This is a genomic window from Terrabacter sp. Soil811, from assembly GCF_001429655.1.
Lineage (GTDB): Bacteria > Actinomycetota > Actinomycetes > Actinomycetales > Dermatophilaceae > Terrabacter.
Genome location: NZ_LMSX01000010.1, coordinates 241,676 through 258,738 on the forward strand (window position 1 = coordinate 241,676; position 17,063 = coordinate 258,738).

General features: G+C 71.9%; 14 protein-coding genes. 12 read left to right on the forward strand and 2 right to left on the reverse strand.

Translation table 11 applies throughout. The features are described 5' to 3' along the window. The first annotated feature begins 64 nt into the window (after positions 1 to 64). The 3 genes from yidC to ASH01_RS18435 all read left to right on the forward strand — a co-directional run bounded on the left by yidC (position 65) and on the right by ASH01_RS18435 (position 3,177). A complete protein-coding gene (gene yidC, locus ASH01_RS18425) occupies positions 65 to 892 on the forward strand; it encodes a membrane protein insertase YidC (protein ID WP_056779374.1) in 828 nt (275 codons plus the stop codon). 81 nt (positions 893 to 973) lie between these two features. After that, the gene (locus ASH01_RS18430) at positions 974 to 1,654 is read left to right on the forward strand and encodes a DinB family protein (RefSeq protein ID WP_235509663.1); all 681 of its coding nucleotides are present in this window, start codon (positions 974 to 976) and stop codon (positions 1,652 to 1,654) included. Beyond that, positions 1,651 to 3,177, forward strand: coding sequence for a sulfatase family protein (locus tag ASH01_RS18435; protein WP_056779376.1), 1,527 nt, complete (start codon positions 1,651 to 1,653; stop codon positions 3,175 to 3,177). Before ASH01_RS18430 ends, ASH01_RS18435 begins: the two co-directional genes overlap by 4 nt. A gap of 20 nt (positions 3,178 to 3,197) precedes the next feature. Here the strand turns inward: ASH01_RS18435 and ASH01_RS18440 are convergent, their stop codons facing one another. Continuing rightward, complete coding sequence (locus ASH01_RS18440) at positions 3,198 to 4,100, reverse strand: CHAD domain-containing protein (protein ID WP_082619979.1); 903 nt, start codon at positions 4,098 to 4,100, stop codon at positions 3,198 to 3,200. Positions 4,101 to 4,200: 100 nt separating this feature from the next. On the opposite strand from ASH01_RS18440, the gene ASH01_RS18445 reads away from it, so the two are divergent. The 9 genes from ASH01_RS18445 to ASH01_RS18485 all read left to right on the forward strand — a co-directional run bounded on the left by ASH01_RS18445 (position 4,201) and on the right by ASH01_RS18485 (position 15,059). Further along, positions 4,201 to 5,130: a S1C family serine protease gene (locus ASH01_RS18445; RefSeq protein WP_235509664.1), complete on the forward strand. Its 930-nt coding sequence runs from the start codon at positions 4,201 to 4,203 to the stop codon at positions 5,128 to 5,130. A gap of 123 nt (positions 5,131 to 5,253) precedes the next feature. Next, positions 5,254 to 6,348, forward strand: coding sequence for an AAA family ATPase (locus ASH01_RS18450; protein ID WP_056779386.1), 1,095 nt, complete (start codon positions 5,254 to 5,256; stop codon positions 6,346 to 6,348). Then, entirely contained in the window at positions 6,327 to 7,337 is a 1,011-nt protein-coding gene (locus ASH01_RS18455; protein ID WP_056779388.1) for a DUF58 domain-containing protein, read from the forward strand. Before ASH01_RS18450 ends, ASH01_RS18455 begins: the two co-directional genes overlap by 22 nt. A 24-nt stretch (positions 7,338 to 7,361) precedes the next feature. Beyond that, positions 7,362 to 8,354 carry a VWA domain-containing protein gene (locus tag ASH01_RS18460; RefSeq protein WP_056779748.1) on the forward strand — a complete coding sequence of 331 codons (993 nt, stop codon included), beginning with the start codon at positions 7,362 to 7,364 and terminating at the stop codon, positions 8,352 to 8,354. A 1-nt stretch (position 8,355) separates the two neighbouring features. Continuing rightward, entirely contained in the window at positions 8,356 to 9,474 is a 1,119-nt protein-coding gene (locus ASH01_RS18465; RefSeq protein ID WP_056779390.1) for a VWA domain-containing protein, read from the forward strand. A gap of 168 nt (positions 9,475 to 9,642) precedes the next feature. Beyond that, positions 9,643 to 11,271 carry an MFS transporter gene (locus ASH01_RS18470; RefSeq protein WP_056779393.1) on the forward strand — a complete coding sequence of 543 codons (1,629 nt, stop codon included), beginning with the start codon at positions 9,643 to 9,645 and terminating at the stop codon, positions 11,269 to 11,271. Then, positions 11,268 to 13,001: a SulP family inorganic anion transporter gene (locus ASH01_RS18475; protein ID WP_056779395.1), complete on the forward strand. Its 1,734-nt coding sequence runs from the start codon at positions 11,268 to 11,270 to the stop codon at positions 12,999 to 13,001. The genes ASH01_RS18470 and ASH01_RS18475 overlap by 4 nt, the downstream gene beginning before the upstream one ends. Positions 13,002 to 13,009: 8 nt before the next feature. After that, positions 13,010 to 14,476: a DUF2252 domain-containing protein gene (locus tag ASH01_RS18480; protein WP_056779399.1), complete on the forward strand. Its 1,467-nt coding sequence runs from the start codon at positions 13,010 to 13,012 to the stop codon at positions 14,474 to 14,476. Positions 14,477 to 14,525: 49 nt separating this feature from the next. Beyond that, positions 14,526 to 15,059, forward strand: a complete 534-nt coding sequence (locus ASH01_RS18485) for a potassium channel family protein (protein WP_056779403.1) — start codon at positions 14,526 to 14,528, stop codon at positions 15,057 to 15,059. Positions 15,060 to 15,185: 126 nt separating this feature from the next. On the opposite strand, the gene ASH01_RS18490 is transcribed toward ASH01_RS18485, so the two are convergent. Further along, positions 15,186 to 17,018: a GMC family oxidoreductase gene (locus tag ASH01_RS18490; protein WP_056779405.1), complete on the reverse strand. Its 1,833-nt coding sequence runs from the start codon at positions 17,016 to 17,018 to the stop codon at positions 15,186 to 15,188. Positions 17,019 to 17,063 lie beyond the last annotated feature (45 nt).

The window sequence follows — 17,063 nt, forward strand, 5'->3', positions numbered from 1 at the left end:
ACGACGTCCGGGCCTCTGCCCACCCATCCCGGCCCCGCGCGGGCCCGAGCCGAGGAGCTCACCCATGTCTGACCTGCTGTCCCCCTTCACCCATGCCGTCGCCGCGGTGCTCGCGGCCACCCACGACGTCGCCGGCGCGCTCGGCCTGAGCCCGGGCTCCGCGGGCGCCTGGCTGCTCGCCGTCGCGCTGCTCGTCGTCGCCGTCCGCACGGTGCTGCTGCCCGTGACCATCCACGGGGTGCGCAGCTCGCACGCCCGCGCCCACGCCGCGCCCCAGCTGCGTGAGCTCCGCCAGAGGTATGCCGGCAGCCGCGACCTCGAGCAGCTGACCGCGATGCGCGCCGAGCAGAAGGCGATCCACGCCGAGCACGGCGTCTCGGGGTGGAGCCTGGCGCCGGCGCTGCTCCAGCTGCCGCTCTTCTACGCGCTCTACCGCGTCGTCTCCGACCTCACGGCCGGCCACTCGGTCGGTGCGCTCGACGCCGGGCTCGTCGCCTCGGCGTCGGCCGCTTCCCTCGCCGGGCTGCACCTGACGAGCCACCTCGGCACGACGCTGGGGTCGAACCCCCCGGCCGGGCTCGTCCTCGTCGCGGTCGCGCTCGGGGCAGCCGCGCTCAGCCTGCTCGCGCAGCGCTGGTTCGTGCTGCCGATGACCGACGTCACCGACCTGCCCGAGGGGATGGCGACGGTCCAGCGGCTCATGCCGTGGCTCGGCGCGGTCGGCGTCCTCGCAGCGGCGCTCGTCGTGCCGGCGGGCCTCATCGCCTACTGGTTCGTCAACAACGCCTGGACCTTCGCACAGCAGGGCATCATCTGGCGCTTCGCCCCGACGCCGGGCTCACCGGCCGCGAGGCGACGTGACGCCAGGGTGCTGGAAGGCGCCGCATCCTGACGACCCGGTGACGGCGTACCCCGTCTGCGGTGAGGGCGCGACCCCTCGCCGTGGTCGGGGGTGGCGTCTAGCGTGGTCGGCGTGAGCGCGACGCCGAGCGGGACCAGCCACGTGAGTGGGACGAGCGAGTCGACGAGGGTGGGCGGGCCCCACCTCGTCGACGACCTCCTGCGCTACCTGCAGGAGGGGCGTGACGGGCTGCTCAAGGCGCTCGACGGGCTGGGCGACTACGACGTGCGGCGCCCGATCACGCCGAGCGGCACCAACCTGCTCGGGCTCGTCAAGCACGTCGCGGGCGTCCAGCTCGCCTACCTCGGCGACTCGGCCGGGCGGCCGTCGGGCGAGCGGCTGCCGTGGGTCGAGGACGGCTCGATCTGGGACTCGGCCGACATGTGGGCGACGGCCGAGGAGTCGCGTACCGACCTCGTCGGGCTCTACGAGCGGGCCGCGGTGCACTGCGACGCCACCGTGCGCGAGCTCGGGCTCGACGCCCCGGCGAGCGTCGCGTGGTGGCCGGAGGAGCGCCGGTCGACGACGCTCGGGTCGCTGCTCGTGCGCTGCGTCGCCGAGGTGTCGCAGCACGCCGGGCACGCCGACATCCTCCGGGAGACGATCGACGGGCGGGGCGGACGCGACCACGACGACCTGGGCGGCGAGGCGTGGTGGACCGACCACCTGGCGCGCATCCAGGCCGCCGCCGACGCGCACCGCACGCCGTCGGCCGGGTACGGGGCCGCAGCCGACGGCGGGGCCGGCTCATGAGCGACCGCCGGCCCAACATCGTCTTCATGCTGAGCGACGACCACGCCGCGCACGCCATCGGCACCTACGGCTCGGTCGTCAACCGCACGCCGCACATCGATGCGGTCGCGGTGGCCGGCGTGCGTCTCGACAACCTCTTCGCGACGAACTCGCTGTGCGCGCCGAGCCGGGCCTCGATCCTCACCGGCACCTACAGCCACGTCAACGGCGTGACGACCCTCGACACGTTCATCGACGCGTCGCAGCCGACCTTCGTCACGGCGCTGCGCGAGGCCGGCTACCGCACGGCGTTCGTCGGCAAGTGGCACATGGGGCAGGGCTCGAGCGGTGGCGTCGACCACGACCCGAAGGGCTTCGACCGGTGGGACGCCCTCATCGACCAGGGCGAGTACCACGACCCGCGCTTCCTCTCCGCCGACGGGCTGCGCGTCGAGCCGGGCTACGCGACCGACCTCATCACCGACCTCGCCATCGACTGGGTCGAGTCCCTGGACGAGGGCGACCACGACGGGGACGGGGACGGCGACGGGGAGAAGCCGCCGTGGTGCGTGCTCGTGTGGCACAAGGCGCCGCACCGACCGTGGGAGCCCGACGCCGCACACGCGGGGATGTATGCCGAGGGCGGGCCCGCCGGGGGCACACCCATCCCGGTGCCGGCGACGTTCACCGACGACCTGGCGGGACGGTCCGACACGGCCCGTCGGGCGGCCATGCGGATCGCCGACCACCTCACGGAGGAGGACCTCAAGCAGCCGGTGCCGCCCGGGCTGTCGGCGGACGAGGAGGCGCTGTGGAAGTACCAGCGCTACATGGAGGACTACCTCGCGTGCGTCGCGTCCGTCGACGACAACGTCGGTCGTCTGACCGCGTGGCTCACCGACCGGGGCGAGCTCGACGACACGATCGTCGTCTACTCCTCCGACCAGGGCTTCTTCCTCGGCGACCACGGGTGGTTCGACAAGCGCTTCATGTACGAGGAGTCGATCCGGATGCCGTTCGTCCTGTCCTACCCGCGCGCCGTCGCGGCCGACCAGGCGCTCGACCGGATCGTCACGAACGTCGACATCGCGGCGACCCTGCTCGACGCGGCCGGCGTCGACGTGCCGGAGCGGATGCAGGGCCACTCGTTCTGGGGCGACCTGACGGATCCGGCTGGGGCGCAGCGCGATCGGGAGAGGGAGCGGGAGGGCTTCTACTACCGCTACTGGATGCACGACGACCGGAGCCACCAGGTCGGGGCGCACTACGGCTACCGCACGCACCGCTACACCCTGATCTTCTTCTACAACGACGGGCTCGGGCTGCCGGGCTGCTCGGACCGGCGCTTCGCCCAGGAGTGGGAGCTCTACGACCTCGAGGCAGACCCCGAGGAGCTCGTCAACGTCGCAGACGACCCCTCCTATGCCGAGATGCGCGACGAGCTCGAGGCGCGGATGTGGCTCGCGCAGCAGGAGGTCGGCGACGATCCCCACCCGGACCAGCCCGTCCCCCGCCTGATCACCGAGGGAGGCTCGGTCTCCTAGGCGATGTCCTGGCCGATGTCCTAGGCGATGGCCTGCTCGATGGCGCGGTCGAGGCGACGCAGGGCCTTGCCGCCGCGGCGCTCGATACGGTCCGCGGCGCGCTGCTCGTCGGCGTCGAGGTGGCCGAGGAGGAAGGCCGCCGCGACGCCCGCGTCCTCGTCGATGGCCAGGTGCCGCAGCGTCGCCCGGGTGACGACGGCGTCGTGGTGGTCGCCGAGGAGGCCCTGCACGTCGGCCGCCCGCTCGGCCACGAGGCCGACCGTGGACCCGGTCACCGGCGCCACGGCCTCGGCGGCGTAGCGCAGCCGCTTGGCGGCCTTGCGCACGTCGTGGAGGCAGGCGGACCGCAGCTCGGGGTCACCCGTGGCGAGGGCGGCCTCGGCGAGGTCCGCCCGTTCGCGCACCCGCCTGCCCTCCTTGCGCAGCACGGAGCGCACGACCTTCTTCGCGCCGCGCTCGCCGTCGTCCGTGAAGGGCGGGTGCCTGACGACGCTGTCGAGCAGGGCGATCGCGGCGGCATACCGGCTCGACCCGAGGGTCTCGTCGATGACCTCGGTGGCGGCGGTGGCGTCGAGGTGCAGCCGGGCCCGGAGACCGGTCACGGCCTCGTCGAGGCCGGTGAGGCCGGCGGGGCCGATGTCGTCGAGGAGCGTGTCGACGAGGTCCTGGACGACCTCGGCGTCGCGCGCCTCACCGAGGCGACCGGCCGCCCAGCGCAGCTCGTCGCGGAGCGGCTCGGTGACGGCCGGGTCGACGAGCGCGTGGAAGCTGGCGAGGGCGCTGCGGATCCGACGCATCGCGACCCGGAGGTCGTGGACCCCCTCGGGCTCCCCTGCGCGCACGGCGGCCTCGGCCGTCGCGAGGGCCTCCCGCTGCTCGCGGAGGTGCTCGCTCAGCAGGGACGCGGCGGACGGCATACGCATTGTCTACCCCTCAGCACCGTGGACGTCCCCGCTTCGCCGGATCCTGTGAAGACTCGACAGCCCCTGCCGCTCGGGTCCCAGGAAACGTACAGTCGAAAAGGTGGCACGGGTCACCGCTCCTCCCGCGATCGACACCGCCGTCGCCCCAGGCGCCAGGCGCCTCCTCGGTGTGCCCGGTCGTGCGCCCGATCCGGAGCCCGAGCCTCCCCCGCCGAGCCGGTGGACGCGCCTTCGCACCCGGCTGGCCCGGGTGCCGCGCCGCGTGTGGTGGGGCCTCGTCACGCTCGTCGTCATCGTCGCGCTCGTCAGCACGTATGCCGTGACGCGACCTCCGGGACCGCCCGTCCTCACGCAGCGCGACGTCGACACGAGCGTCCAGCGCGGCATCGAGAAGCAGGCCGAGGCAGACGCTGCCGCGCCCGCCGACGGGTCGGTCGCGCACGCGACGATCGCACCGTCGCTCGTGCTCATCCAGACCCGCGACACCGTGGCCGGCGAGCAGCAGGAGGGCAGTGGCGCGGGGGTCGTCGTCAACGAGGACGGCACGGTGCTCACCGCGCTGCACGTCGTCGACGGGTCGACGAACATCACCGTCACCTTCGCCGACGGCACGACCTCGCCGGCGAAGGTCGCGACCGAGAAGCCGGAGAGCGACATCGCGACGCTCACGCCCTCGAAGCTCCCCGAGACCGTCGTGCCCGCCGTGCTCGGCGGTGGCGTGGCGGTCGGGGCGCCGGTCTTCGCCGTCGGCCACCCGCTCGGCCTCACCGACTCGCTGTCGGCGGGCGTCGTGTCGGCACTCGACCGGACGGTGCGCGTCGAGGGCGACCGCAAGCTCGAGCACCTCATCCAGATCGACGCGGCGGTCAACCCGGGCAACTCGGGCGGACCGCTGCTCAACAAGGCCGGGCAGGTCGTCGGGATCGTCACGGGGCTGGCGAACCCGACCGACCAGAGCCTCTTCGTCGGCATCGGCTTCGCGGTGCCGATCGCGACGGCTGGGGGTGCCGCGGGCAGCCCGCCCCGCTGAGACCGAGCCTCCGTGGGGAGGCGAGCACCCGGCATACGCGATCGACGAGCGTGACCCAGCAGCGTGACCCAGCAGCGTGACCCAGCAGCGTGACCCAGCAGCGTGAACGAGCAGGAGGACGGCATGGACGGACAGGCACCCACTGGTCAACACGCTCGACACGCGCTCGAGCAGGCGCTCTACGAGGTGAAACGGACGATCGTCGGGCAGGACGTGCTCGTCGAGCGGATGCTCGTCGCCCTGCTCGCGCGGGGGCACCTGCTCGTCGAGGGCGTGCCGGGGCTGGCCAAGACGATGGCGATCAAGACGCTCGCGCAGGCCATCGGCGGGGAGTTCCAGCGCATCCAGTTCACTCCCGACCTCGTGCCGGCCGACCTCGTCGGGACGCGGATCTACAACCAGAAGGACGGCGAGTTCCAGGTCTCGCTCGGGCCCGTCTTCGCCAACCTCGTGCTCGCCGACGAGATCAACCGCGCGCCGGCGAAGGTGCAGAGCGCGCTGCTCGAGGTCATGCAGGAGCGGCAGGTGACGATCGGGCGCGAGACCTTCCCGGCGCCGGACCCGTTCCTCGTGATGGCGACGCAGAACCCCATCGAGTCCGAGGGGACGTATGCGCTGCCTGAGGCCCAGGTCGACCGCTTCATGCTCAAGGTGCTCATCGGATATCCCTCTGCCGCCGAGGAGTTCGTCGTCGTCGAGCGGCAGATCTCGGCGGCAGTGGCGACGGTCACGGTGCTCGACCCGGAGATGCTGCGCGGCTTCCAGCGCGAGGCCGATGCGGTCTACGTCGACCCCGCGGTCATCGAGTACGCCGTCCGGCTGGCCACCGCGACCCGCGAACCGGCGAGCGTGGGCCGGGACGACCTGGCCCGGCTGCTGACGTACGGCGCGAGCCCGCGCGCATCGATCAACCTCGTGCTGGCGGCGCGGGCGCTGGCCTTCCTCAGGGGACGCGACTACGCGCTGCCCGACGACGTGCGCGACCTCGCGCGGGACGTGCTGCGGCACCGGATCGTGCTGTCCTACGAGGCGCTGGCCGAGGACCTCTCGCCCGACGACCTGCTGACGCCGCTCCTCGCGGCCGTCCCGGTGCCGACGGCTCCGTTGCGCGAGCGGGCGGCCGGATCGGCTTCTGTGGCAGGCGCTTTCGGGGCTGGGCCTGATGGGGGTGCCGGCGGCTCCGGTGGGGACGCGACATGGGCGCGACCACCACGCTGAGCGCCGAGAGCCTGCTGCGGCGCCTCGAGTGGAGGGTGGTGCGGCGGCTCGACGGGCGACTCCAGGGCGACTACCGGACGCTCTTCCGCGGTGCCGGTCTCGACTTCACCGACCTGCGGGAGTACGTGCCGGGCGACGACCTGCGGCACATCGAGTGGAACGTCACGGCGCGGCTCGACGAGCCCTACGTGCGCGAGTTCGTCGAGGACCGCGAGCTGACGGCGTGGCTGCTGCTCGACCACTCGGCGTCGATGGGCTTCGGGCCGGTCGACCGGCAGAAGGACCTCGTGCTCGCCGAGGTGGCGACGACCCTCGCCCACGTGCTGACCCGCGGCGGGAGCCGGGTCGGCGCCATCGTCATGGACACCGGGGTCGACCTCGTCATCCCGCCGGCGTCGGGCCGCAACCAGGTGCTGCGGATCGCGAAGACGCTGCTCGACCGCCGCGAGACTCGCACCCCCCTCCTGGACCGTCGAGAGGCCATGAATCGGGAGGGCGGAGCGTCGAGCCTCCGTCGTGGCGTACGCCGGGTGCTGGGTCGCTCGGAGCAGGCTGGATTCCCAGCCCCGTCGGGGACGGTCACGGACCTCGGGGTGCTGCTCGCGGCGGCATACGGCATCGCGCGACGGCGGTCGCTCGTGCTCGTCGTGTCGGACTTCATCTCGGCGGACGGGTGGGAGGCGCCGCTGTCGCGGCTGGCGCGACGGCACGAGGTGGTCGCGATCCAGGTCGTCGACCCGCGCGAGAGCGAGCTGCCCGACGCGGGCGGGGTCTACGTCGAGGACGCGGAGACGGGCGAGCAGATCTTCGTCGACACGAGCGACGTCGCTTTCCGGGCCCGGCTCGCGGCGGCCGCGGAGTCGCGGCAGGCCGACCTCGAGGCGCGGGCGCGCACGGCCGGCGTCGACCTCTACCCGGTGCGGACCGACGACGACCTCGTGCGGTCGCTGCTGCGCATCTCCGAGCTGCGGCGGAGGCGACGGCGATGAGGTGGCCGCGATGAGGTGGCGGCGATGAGCGAGCTGTCGCTGACGTGGCCGTGGGCGCTGGCGGGGCTGCTCGTCGTGCCGGTGCTCGTCGCCGGCTACCGGCGGGTGCTGCGCGCGCAGGAGACACGGCGGGCGGCGCTGGCAGCGGACGGGCTCGTCATGCCGGCTCCGGGCCGGTCCCGGTGGCGGCACCTGGGTCCGGCGCTGCTCATCGCGGCCCTGGCCGTCATGGTGCTGTCTCTGACCCGGCCGGTGGCGTCGGTCGCGGAGCCGCACCGCGAGGGCACGGTCGTGCTCGCGTTCGACGTGTCGAACAGCATGGCGGCGACCGACGTGAAGCCGTCGCGGCTCGAGGCGGCGAAGGCGGCGGCGCGGGCGTTCGTGGAGAAGCAGCCGGCGTCCGTGCGGATCGCCGTGGTGGCGTTCGGCGGGACGGGGCTCGTGACGCAGCGACCGACGCTGGACCGGGCGGCCGTGCTGGCGGCGGTGGCGCGGCTCAAGCCGGCCGGCGACACGTCGCTGAGCGACGGGATCCTCGGCGGGCTGAGCGCGATCGTCGGCAAGCCGGTCAAGGCGCCCGGCGATGCGGAGAAGGGGACGGACGAGGAGACCCCGATCGGCTACCACGGCGGGACGGCGATCGTGCTGCTCACCGACGGCGAGGACACGACGGACGACGGGCCGTCCGGCGCGGCCGAGCTCGCGTCGGCGGCGGGGGTGCGGATCGAGCCGATCGGGTTGGGGACGCCGGCGGGGACGACGATCAAGGTCGACGGCTTCAGCATCGCGACGGCGCTCGACGAGTCGTCGCTGCAGGCGGTGGCGGAGATGACCGGCGGGACGTACCGCCGGGCGTCGGATGCTGCGTCGTTGGCTTCCGTGTATGACGCGATCGAGCTGCAGTGGACGACGCGGACGGTGCCGCACGAGGTGACGTCGTGGGTGGCGGCGTTCGCTGCGCTGCTGCTGCTCGGCGGGGCGACGGTGTCGGTGCTGCGGCGGGGGCGGGTGATCTGACGTGTCGTTCGGAGTGCCGCTGCTGCTCGTGACGCTGGCCTTCGTGCCGGTGCTGCTCGGGGTCTACGTGTGGCAGCTGCGGCGTCGGCGGAGGCAGGCTGTGCGCTACTCCAACGTCGCGCTGCTGCGGGCGGCGGGGGCCGGGTCGGCGTCGTGGAAGCGGCACGTGCCCATCGCCCTGGTGCTCGGGGCTCTCGGGCTGCTGGGGCTGGCGAGCGCGCGGCCGACGGTGCGGGCCGAGGTGCCGACGTCGAGCGCGACGATCATCCTGGCCCTGGATGTGTCGGGGTCGATGTGCGCGACGGACGTGTCCCCGAACCGGCTGAGCGCGGCGCAGGCGGCGGTGCGGTCGTTCGTCGAGGGGCAGGACGACGAGACGAAGGTCGGGCTCGTCGTCTTCTCGGGGTTCGCGCAGCTGGCGGTGGCGCCGACCGCGGACCGGGGCGAGCTGCTGTCGGCGATCGACGCGGTGACGACGGGGCGCGGGACGACGATCGGTGCGGCGATCATGCGGTCGATCGACGCGATCGCCGAGCTGGACCCGAACGTGGCGCCGGCGGATGCAGTGGACGAGCCGTCGACGGACGGGCCGGGCCTGGCTGACCCGACTCCTGCGCCCACGCCCACGGGCGGTGCAGGTGGGACCGGCGGTGGAGTGCCCGTGGACGTGGCGCCGGAGATCATCGTGCTGCTGACGGACGGAGCGAACACGCGCGGCGTGACGCCGGCGCAGGCCGCGGAGCAGGCCGCGGCGCGGGGAGTGCGGGTCTATCCGATCGGCTTCGGCACGACGAACCCGACGCAGATGGCGTGCACGCGCGACCAGTACGGCGGCTTCCAGCCTCGGGCGCGCGACTTCGGCGGTCCGGGCGGCGGGACGTTGGGTGGTCGCAACTTCCTCGTGGTCGACGAAGGTGCCCTGAAGGGAGTCGCCCAGACGACGGGTGGCGAGTACTTCGCCGCGACCGACGCCGACGGCCTGACCAAGGTCCTGGCCGACCTCCCCAAGCACGTCACGGTCAGCGAGCAGGACATCGACCTCAGCGCGGCAGCCGGTCTGCTCGCGGCAGCGCTCCTCCTCGCGGGTCTGGGCATCTCGATCCGCCGCTCAACCAGCTGAGCTGCTCAGGCCGCGAGGCGAGCTGCAGACCCACCCCATCGGGGTGATGCGCGCCCGCCCCGACCAGGCCGACCATGGAGACCGGTGCTCTCGAGCGGGAGGGGTTGACGATGACAACTGCACCAGCGCAGATGCCCGAGATGTCGCCCGTCAGGAGGGGCGAACGTCATGGCTGACGGGCCACCGACGAGCGGCGCGACCGGCGCGACCGGCGCGGAGGCATCGACCCAGCCCAAGCGCGCGGCGCTCGTCCTGCTCGCCCTGATCACGGTCGCAGCGGTCGCGAATCTCAACCTGTCGGTCGCCAACGTCGCGCTGCCGTCGATCGGCCGCGCCTTCAGCTCCTCCCAGACGACGCTCGACCTCATCGCCGTCGGGTACTCCCTCGGGCTCGCCGGGTCGGTGCTCTACCTCGGAGCGATCGGCGACCGCTACGGCCGCAAGCTGCTGCTCATCCTCGGCATGGCGCTCTCCGTGCCGGCCTGCCTTCTGGCGGCCTACGCCCCCTCCGACGTCCTGCTGTTCCTGGGGCGGGTGCTCGGCGGCGTGTCCGCAGGGATGGCCTACCCGACGACCCTCGCGCTGATCGCCGCGCTGTGGGCCGGCCCCGCCCGGACCCGATCGATCGCCTTGTGGTCTGCGATCGGTGGCGGCATCGCGGCTCTGGGACCGCTGGTCGCCGGCTTCCTGCTCGAGCGCTTCTGGTGGGGGTCGGTCTTCCTCGTCACGCTTCCGTTGGCCGCGATCGCGCTCGTCATGGCCGTGATGCTCGTGCCGGCTCACGTGAACGAGACCACCGATCCGGTGGACAACCTCGGCGGCGTGCTGTCCGTCGTCCTCGTCGGCGCGCTGATCCTCGCGATCAACTTCGCTCCCGTCCCCGGCAAGGGCACGCTGGCACTCGGCCTCGCGGTCGTCGCGGCCGCCGCGCTGGTCGCGTTCGTCGTGCGACAGCGGCGGGCCTCTGTGCCGCTCTATGACCTCCACATCGCTGGGCGCCGTGTCTTCTGGGTGGCGGCATGCGGGGGGATCATCGTCTTCGGCTCGCTGATGGCATCCGCCTTCGTCAGCCAGCAGTACCTCCAGAACGTCCTCGGCTACTCCACCTTCGAGGCCGGTGCGGCCTTCCTGCCGGCCGTGGTCTTCATGGTCCTCGTCGCGCCACGCTCCGCGAAGCTGATCGAGTCACGCGGATCCCGGTTCACGCTGCTCGCCGGCTACGTGTTCCTGTTCCTCGCGTTCGCCTGGATGCTCGGCTTCTGGTCCGAACGAAGCTCCTACTGGCAGATCGCCCTCGCCTACGCCTTCATCGGGATCGGCGTCGGGTTCGCCGGCACGCCGGCGTCGCACTCGCTCACCGGCTCCGTCCCGGTGCAGCGGGCCGGAATGGCTTCGGGCACCGCCGACCTGCAACGTGACCTCGGCGGTGCGATCATGCAGTCCGTCTTCGGGGCACTGCTCACCGCGGGGTATGCCGCCGCCGTCAGTGCCAGCATCGCCGCCGCCCCGAACGGCGACGAGATCACCAGCAGTGTGCAGAACGAGCTCACGAAGTCGTTTGCCGGCGCCGACGCCGTGGCCGGGCAGTATCCGCAGTACTCGGCGCAGATCATCGCCGGGGCCCGGGAGTCGTTCCTGTCGGGCGCCGACTGGGCCTATACGGCGGGCATCATCGCGATCCTCGGGGGTGCCGTCATCGTGTTCACCCTGTTCCCGAAGCACGAGGGAGAGCTGGAGCTGCTGGCGCGGTATCGCGCAGAGGACGCCCGGCCGACCAAGGAGGGAAGCCGCACATGAGTACGGATCGGCCCACGAGCGCGTCCCGGCTGGCTCCGGAGTCGCTGCGTGGCTACCAACGATCGTGGCTGAGGGCGGACATCATCGCGGGGCTCACCCTCGCGGCGGTGGCCATCCCCGAGACCATGGGCTACACCTCGATCGCCCAGGTGCCGGTGATCACCGGTCTCTACACGGTTCTCTTCCCGGCCCTCGTCTTCGCGCTGCTCGGCTCGTCCCGGCTCCTCGTCGTCGGGGCCGACTCCGCCACCGCAGCAATCCTGGCCGGCGGCCTCGCCGCCCTCGGGATCGCCGGGCTCACGCCGAACTCGCCGCAGTGGCTCGCCATGGCCTCGTTGACCGCGCTCATGTGCGGCGTCCTGCTCCTGCTCGCCCGACTGCTGCGGCTGGGGTTCCTCGGTGACTTCCTGTCCGCCTCGGTGCTGATCGGCTTCCTCACCGGCGTGGGCATCCAGGTCTTGACCGGCCAGCTGCCCGACATGCTCGGGATCCCCAAGGGAAAGGGCAACTGGTTCGAGCAGCAGTGGTCGATGCTGACCCGTCTGGGCGACACCAACCTGCCCACCCTGGCCTTCGCCCTGGGGACGCTCGCCATCATCCTCGGCTTCAAGCGCTTCGTGCCGAAGGTCCCGGGCGCGATCGTCGCGGTCATCCTGTCGATCATCCTGGCCTCCACCCTGCAGGTCTCGTCACACGGGGTGGCGATCGTCGGGCCGATGCAGGGCGGGTTCCCGCCGATCGGACTCCCCGGGGGAGTCGGCTGGTCCGATGTGCCGCAGCTGCTGGGCGTGGCCTTCTCCTGCTTCGTCCTCATCATCGCCCAGAGCGCCGCGACCTCGCGCAGCTTCGCCACCCGCCACGGCCAGCGGGTCGACATCAACCGGGACATCGTCGGCCTGAGCGGGGCCAACCTCGCCGCAGGCCTGAGCGGCACCTTCGTGGTCAACGGCAGCCCCACCAAGACACAGATCCTCGACGAGCAGAAGGGCAAGACCCAGGTGGCCAACGCCACCATGGCGCTGGTGGTGCTCGTCATCGTGCTGTTCTTCACCAGCGCCCTGACGAACCTGCCCAAGCCGGTGCTCGGGGCGATCGTGTTCCTCATCGGCGTCGACCTCATCGACATCGCCGGGCTGCGTCGGGTCTGGCAGGCCCGCCCCAGCGAGTTCTACATCGCGGTCCTCACGGCGGTCGTCGTGTTCGCCGTCGGCGTGGAGCAGGGCATCGTCCTGGCGGTGGTGCTCTCCATCGTGGAGATGGTGCGGCGCCAGTACCGACCGCACCGGTTCGTCATGGGCATCGACGCCGAGGGCGAGCCGACCTACGCCCGAGCGCAGCAGGGCATGCAGAGTGCGCCGGGGCTGCTCGTCTTCCGCTACGACGCCGACCTCTTCTACGCCAACGCCAACCAGTTCTCCGACGGGGTCCAGCAGCTCATCACGGCGACGCCGGACCCGGTGCGGTGGCTCGTGCTCGACTGCTCGTCGATCCCTGACATCGACTACTCGGCAGGGGCGGCGCTGCACCAGCTCGTGACGTTCGTCCACAACCGAGGAGCGACGGTGGCGCTGGCCGCCGTCGACCCGGACCTCCGCACGACCCTCGAGAAGCTCGGCGTCCTGCAGATGCTCTCCGTCGACCGGATCTACCCGACCGTCGCGGATGCCGTCGTTGCGTTCCGCTCGTCGTCGCCGAAGCCCGGCCCCGGCGCTCGACCAGCCGAGACGTAGGAGTTGTCATGACCGTCACAGGGACCCCATCGCACCTGAGCGCTGCCGAGCGACGGGCCCTCGGCAGGCAGGCGCGGCACCGCGTGCCGCTCGAGGCGCAGGCCGGCTGGCAACCACCGCCGGGACGACCCGACCCGGTGGGCCTGCTCGAGGCCCAGAACGCGACCCGAGAGCCAGACCTCGTTCCGGTCCGGCACGGCCGGATGATGGTGTCCGCGTTCACCTTCTACCGCGGCTCGGCCGCGATCATGGCCGCCGACCTGGCGACCAGGCGGACCGCGAGGCTCGATGTGCAGCTGTGTGGCGACGCCCACCTGTCGAACTTCGGGGTCTACGCATCGCCGGAACGGCAGCTGCTCTTCGACCTCAACGACTTCGACGAGACGCTGCCCGGCCCGTTCGAGTTCGACGTCTGGCGGTTGGCCGCCAGCTTCGTCATCGCGGCGCGCCACAACCAGTTCGAGCCCTCGGACGTCCGCGAGATCTGCCTGACCGTGGGCAGGTCCTACCGGGAGGCGATGGCGGAGTTCGCACAGCAGGACACGCTGGACGTCTGGTATGCCCGCCTGTCCGAAGCCGAGCTGCGAGCAGGGATGAAGCAGGCCCGCCGGAGCCTGGTGGCCCTGGACAAGGACAGCAAGGGCCACCAGCACGCCGCGGCCAAACACGCAGGCGCGTCGATCAAGTCAGGGGAGGCCCTGCTGCGGAAGGCACACCGCCGGACCAACCTGCAGGCGCTGGCCAAGCTCACCGAGGTCGTCGACGGAAAGCAGCGCATCGTCAGCCAACCACCCGTGCTCATCCCGCGCCGCGAGCTCGAGAAGTACTACGAGCTGGACGCCGCCGACGTCGAGGACATCATCAGGCAGTTCTTCGCGCGCTACAGCGTGACGCTGAGCGACAGCCAGCGGCGCCTGCTCGACCGGTACACGATCGTCGACGTCGCCCGCAAGGTCGTCGGCGTCGGCTCCGTGGGGACCCGGGCCTTCGTGGCGCTGCTGGAGGGTCGCGACGAGAGGGACCCCCTGTTCCTCCAGGTGAAGGAGGCGACCCGGTCCGTCCTCGAGGCGCACCTGCCCAGAAGCGCGTACGCCGACTCGGGCCAGCGCGTCGTCGAGGGCCAACGCCTGCTCCAGTCGGCGTCAGACATCTTCCTCGGCTGGTCCGCGGGCATCGAGACGGACCGCTTCTACTACTGGCGCCAGCTCAGAGACATGAAGGGGGCAGCGGTCGTCGAGGCGATGATCCCGGCCGGCATGACCTTCTACGCGCAGATCTGCGGCTGGACGCTGGCCCGCGCACACGCGAGGACGGGCGACCCCGTCGCCATCGCGGCCTACCTCGGCCGCAAGCGGCGGTTCGAGAAGGCAGTCGCCGAGTTCGCGGAACACTACGCCGTCCAGAACGACCACGACTACGAGGCCTTTCTGGACGCCATCAGCTCGGGCCGGATCGAAGCGCGTGAAGGGGTCTGAGGTGATGGTCGGATCCTCGCCGCAGCACGCTGAAGACCCCGCGCCACCGGTGACGGCCATCCTGATCGCGCCCCCGCGTCGAGTGGTCGTCGTGGCGTTGCTCCGGGTCACCCTGTCGCTGGTCGTGGCCGTCGTCGTCTACTTCCGCATCCCGCTCACAGGGTCGTCGGACGCGCGGTCGATCACGATCTTCGTCTCCGGGTTGGTCGTCGTCGTCGTGACGCTCGCCTTCCAGACCCGCGGAATCGTTCGTTCGCCGTTTCCCCTGCTCCGGACGGTGGAAGCCCTCGCGACGACGGGTCCGCTGTTCCTCATCGTTTTCGCCAGCTCGCACTACGTCATCGACAACGTCGATCCCGGCAGCTACACGCAGCCGATGACACGGCTCGATGCCCTCTACTACACGGTGACGACGTTCGCGACCGTCGGTTACGGGGACATCTCACCCGTGTCGCAGACCGCGCGCCTCGTGGCAACGCTGCAGATGCTGCTCGGTCTCGTCTTCCTGGGCCTCGTGGCGCGGGTCATCACCGGAGCAACGCGACTCGGGATGAAGCGGCGGCGCGAGGACCACGAGAGCTGACCGCCCGATCACGGCGGAGACCACGACCCAGTCCCCCTGCCGGGTCGATCGACCAGCGATCACCCCGTAGGAGTTGGGCTGCGATGGATCGGGATCGTCCGTGGCTCCGTCGAGCCGGCCGGGCCGTCAGCCGACCAGCTCGTGGAGGTGGACGCCGTGGTCCGTGGCGATCAGCTCGGCGGCCTTCTCGCCGATCATGATGGCCGCGGCGTTGGTGTTGCCGCTGACGACGTTCGGCATCACGCTCGCATCGGCGACACGCAGGGCCCCGATGCCGTGCACCCGCAGCCGCGGGTCGACGACCTCACCGATCCGGCAGGTCGACGTCGCGTGGTAGACGGTCAGCGCGTAGTGGCGGGCCAGGTCCTCCAGCAACGCGTCGCTCGGTTCGGATCCGACCTCGTGGCCGTGGGCCCGCGCCAGGTGCGGCGGGATGACCGGCTCACCGAGGCCGCCGCCGGGCCACGCCTTCGCGATCTCGAGGGCCCGGCGCATCACGGCGACCATGACCAACACGTCGTGCGGGTCGCCGAAGTAGTTGAACGCGATGCGCGGTGGGACCGCTGGGTCGGCGCTGGCCAGCGTCACCGAACCCTCGGAGTGGGGTTGCACCGGATTCGGCAGCACGACCACCTGGCCGTGCGTCGGGTCGAGGAAGGACTCCGGGTCCTCGAAGAACGCGGACGGCGGGAGTCGGAAGACGCCCTCCCAGATCGCCGGTGTGTACCCGGTCGCGAGGAAGCCGATCTGCGCGTCATGGGTGTGCTCGTCGCCCAGCCCGGTCGAGAAGAACGCGACGGCGTCGTAGAGCGAGGATGACGCGATGCCGCGGCCGGTCGTGAACCACTCGCCGATGCGGCGCTCGGCTTCGGCCTTGGCAGCGGCCAGGGGCTCGGGGAGGTCGACATCGTCGGCCGGGTCGGCCGGGAGCGGACCAGCCGGCGCCCGGAGCGCGTCCGGGCCGAGGGACATGGCGACCTCGGTCATCGTCTCGCCGATGCCGTCGGCGGCGAACATCAAGGGCGTGTGGAGGTGGTCCTTGAGGTGACGCCCCACGTCCGGGAGGTCGACGAGGCAGTCCACCCCGACGGTGGCGAGCTCGTCGCGGGCCCCGACCCCCGAGAGGAGCAGGAGGTGCGGCGACCCGATGGCGCCCGCGCACAGCACCACCTCGGTGCCCGCGGCCACCTCCTCGAGGGTGCCGTCCCCGGTGCGGTAGGCGACCCCGGTGGCGCGGGCCCCCTCCCCGTCCGCCTCGATGAGGATCCGCTCGACGAGCGCGCCGGTGACCACGGTGAGGTTCTCGCGGTCCATCGCGGGTTCGAGGTAGGCGTGGAAGGTCGAGCTGCGCCGGCCGTCCTTCGTCGTCGTCTGGAAGAGCGAGGCCACCCCCTGGGGTTCGAGGCGGTCGCGACCGTTGTAGTCACCCTGCTTCAGGCCCGTGGCGCCCGCGGCCTCGACGAACTGGTTCGAGGCGCGGAGGATCGGCTGGCGTACCGACACACCCAGCGGTCCGTGGTGGCCGTGCACGTCGAGGTCGGAGTGCAGCTCGGGACTGTGCACGAAGCCCTCGGCCTTGCGGAAGTAGGGCAGGACCTCGTCGTAGGACCAGCCCTCCGCGCCGCCCGCGGCCCACGAGTCGAAGTCGCCGGGGTGCCCTCGCACGTATGCCATGTAGTTGAGGCCGGAGGAGCCGCCGAGCATCTTCCCCCGCGGCACCATCATCTGGCCGCCGACGAGGCCCCTTCCGACTCCACCGGGGTCGCCGTTGTACATCCAGTCGGTCGCGGGGTCGTTCTGCAGGCTCGCGACCGCCGCCGGCACGAGCTCAGCGGGCGGGGGCGGGCCGCCGGCCTCGAGCAGGCACACCGTGACAGCCGGGTCCTCGCTCAGCCGGGCAGCGACCACGGCGCCCGCCGATCCCGCCCCCACGATCACGTAGTCGTACGTCGAGCCCATCGTTACCACCTCGTCGTGGTGCCTCGCCGAGCGGCGGGGACGGTC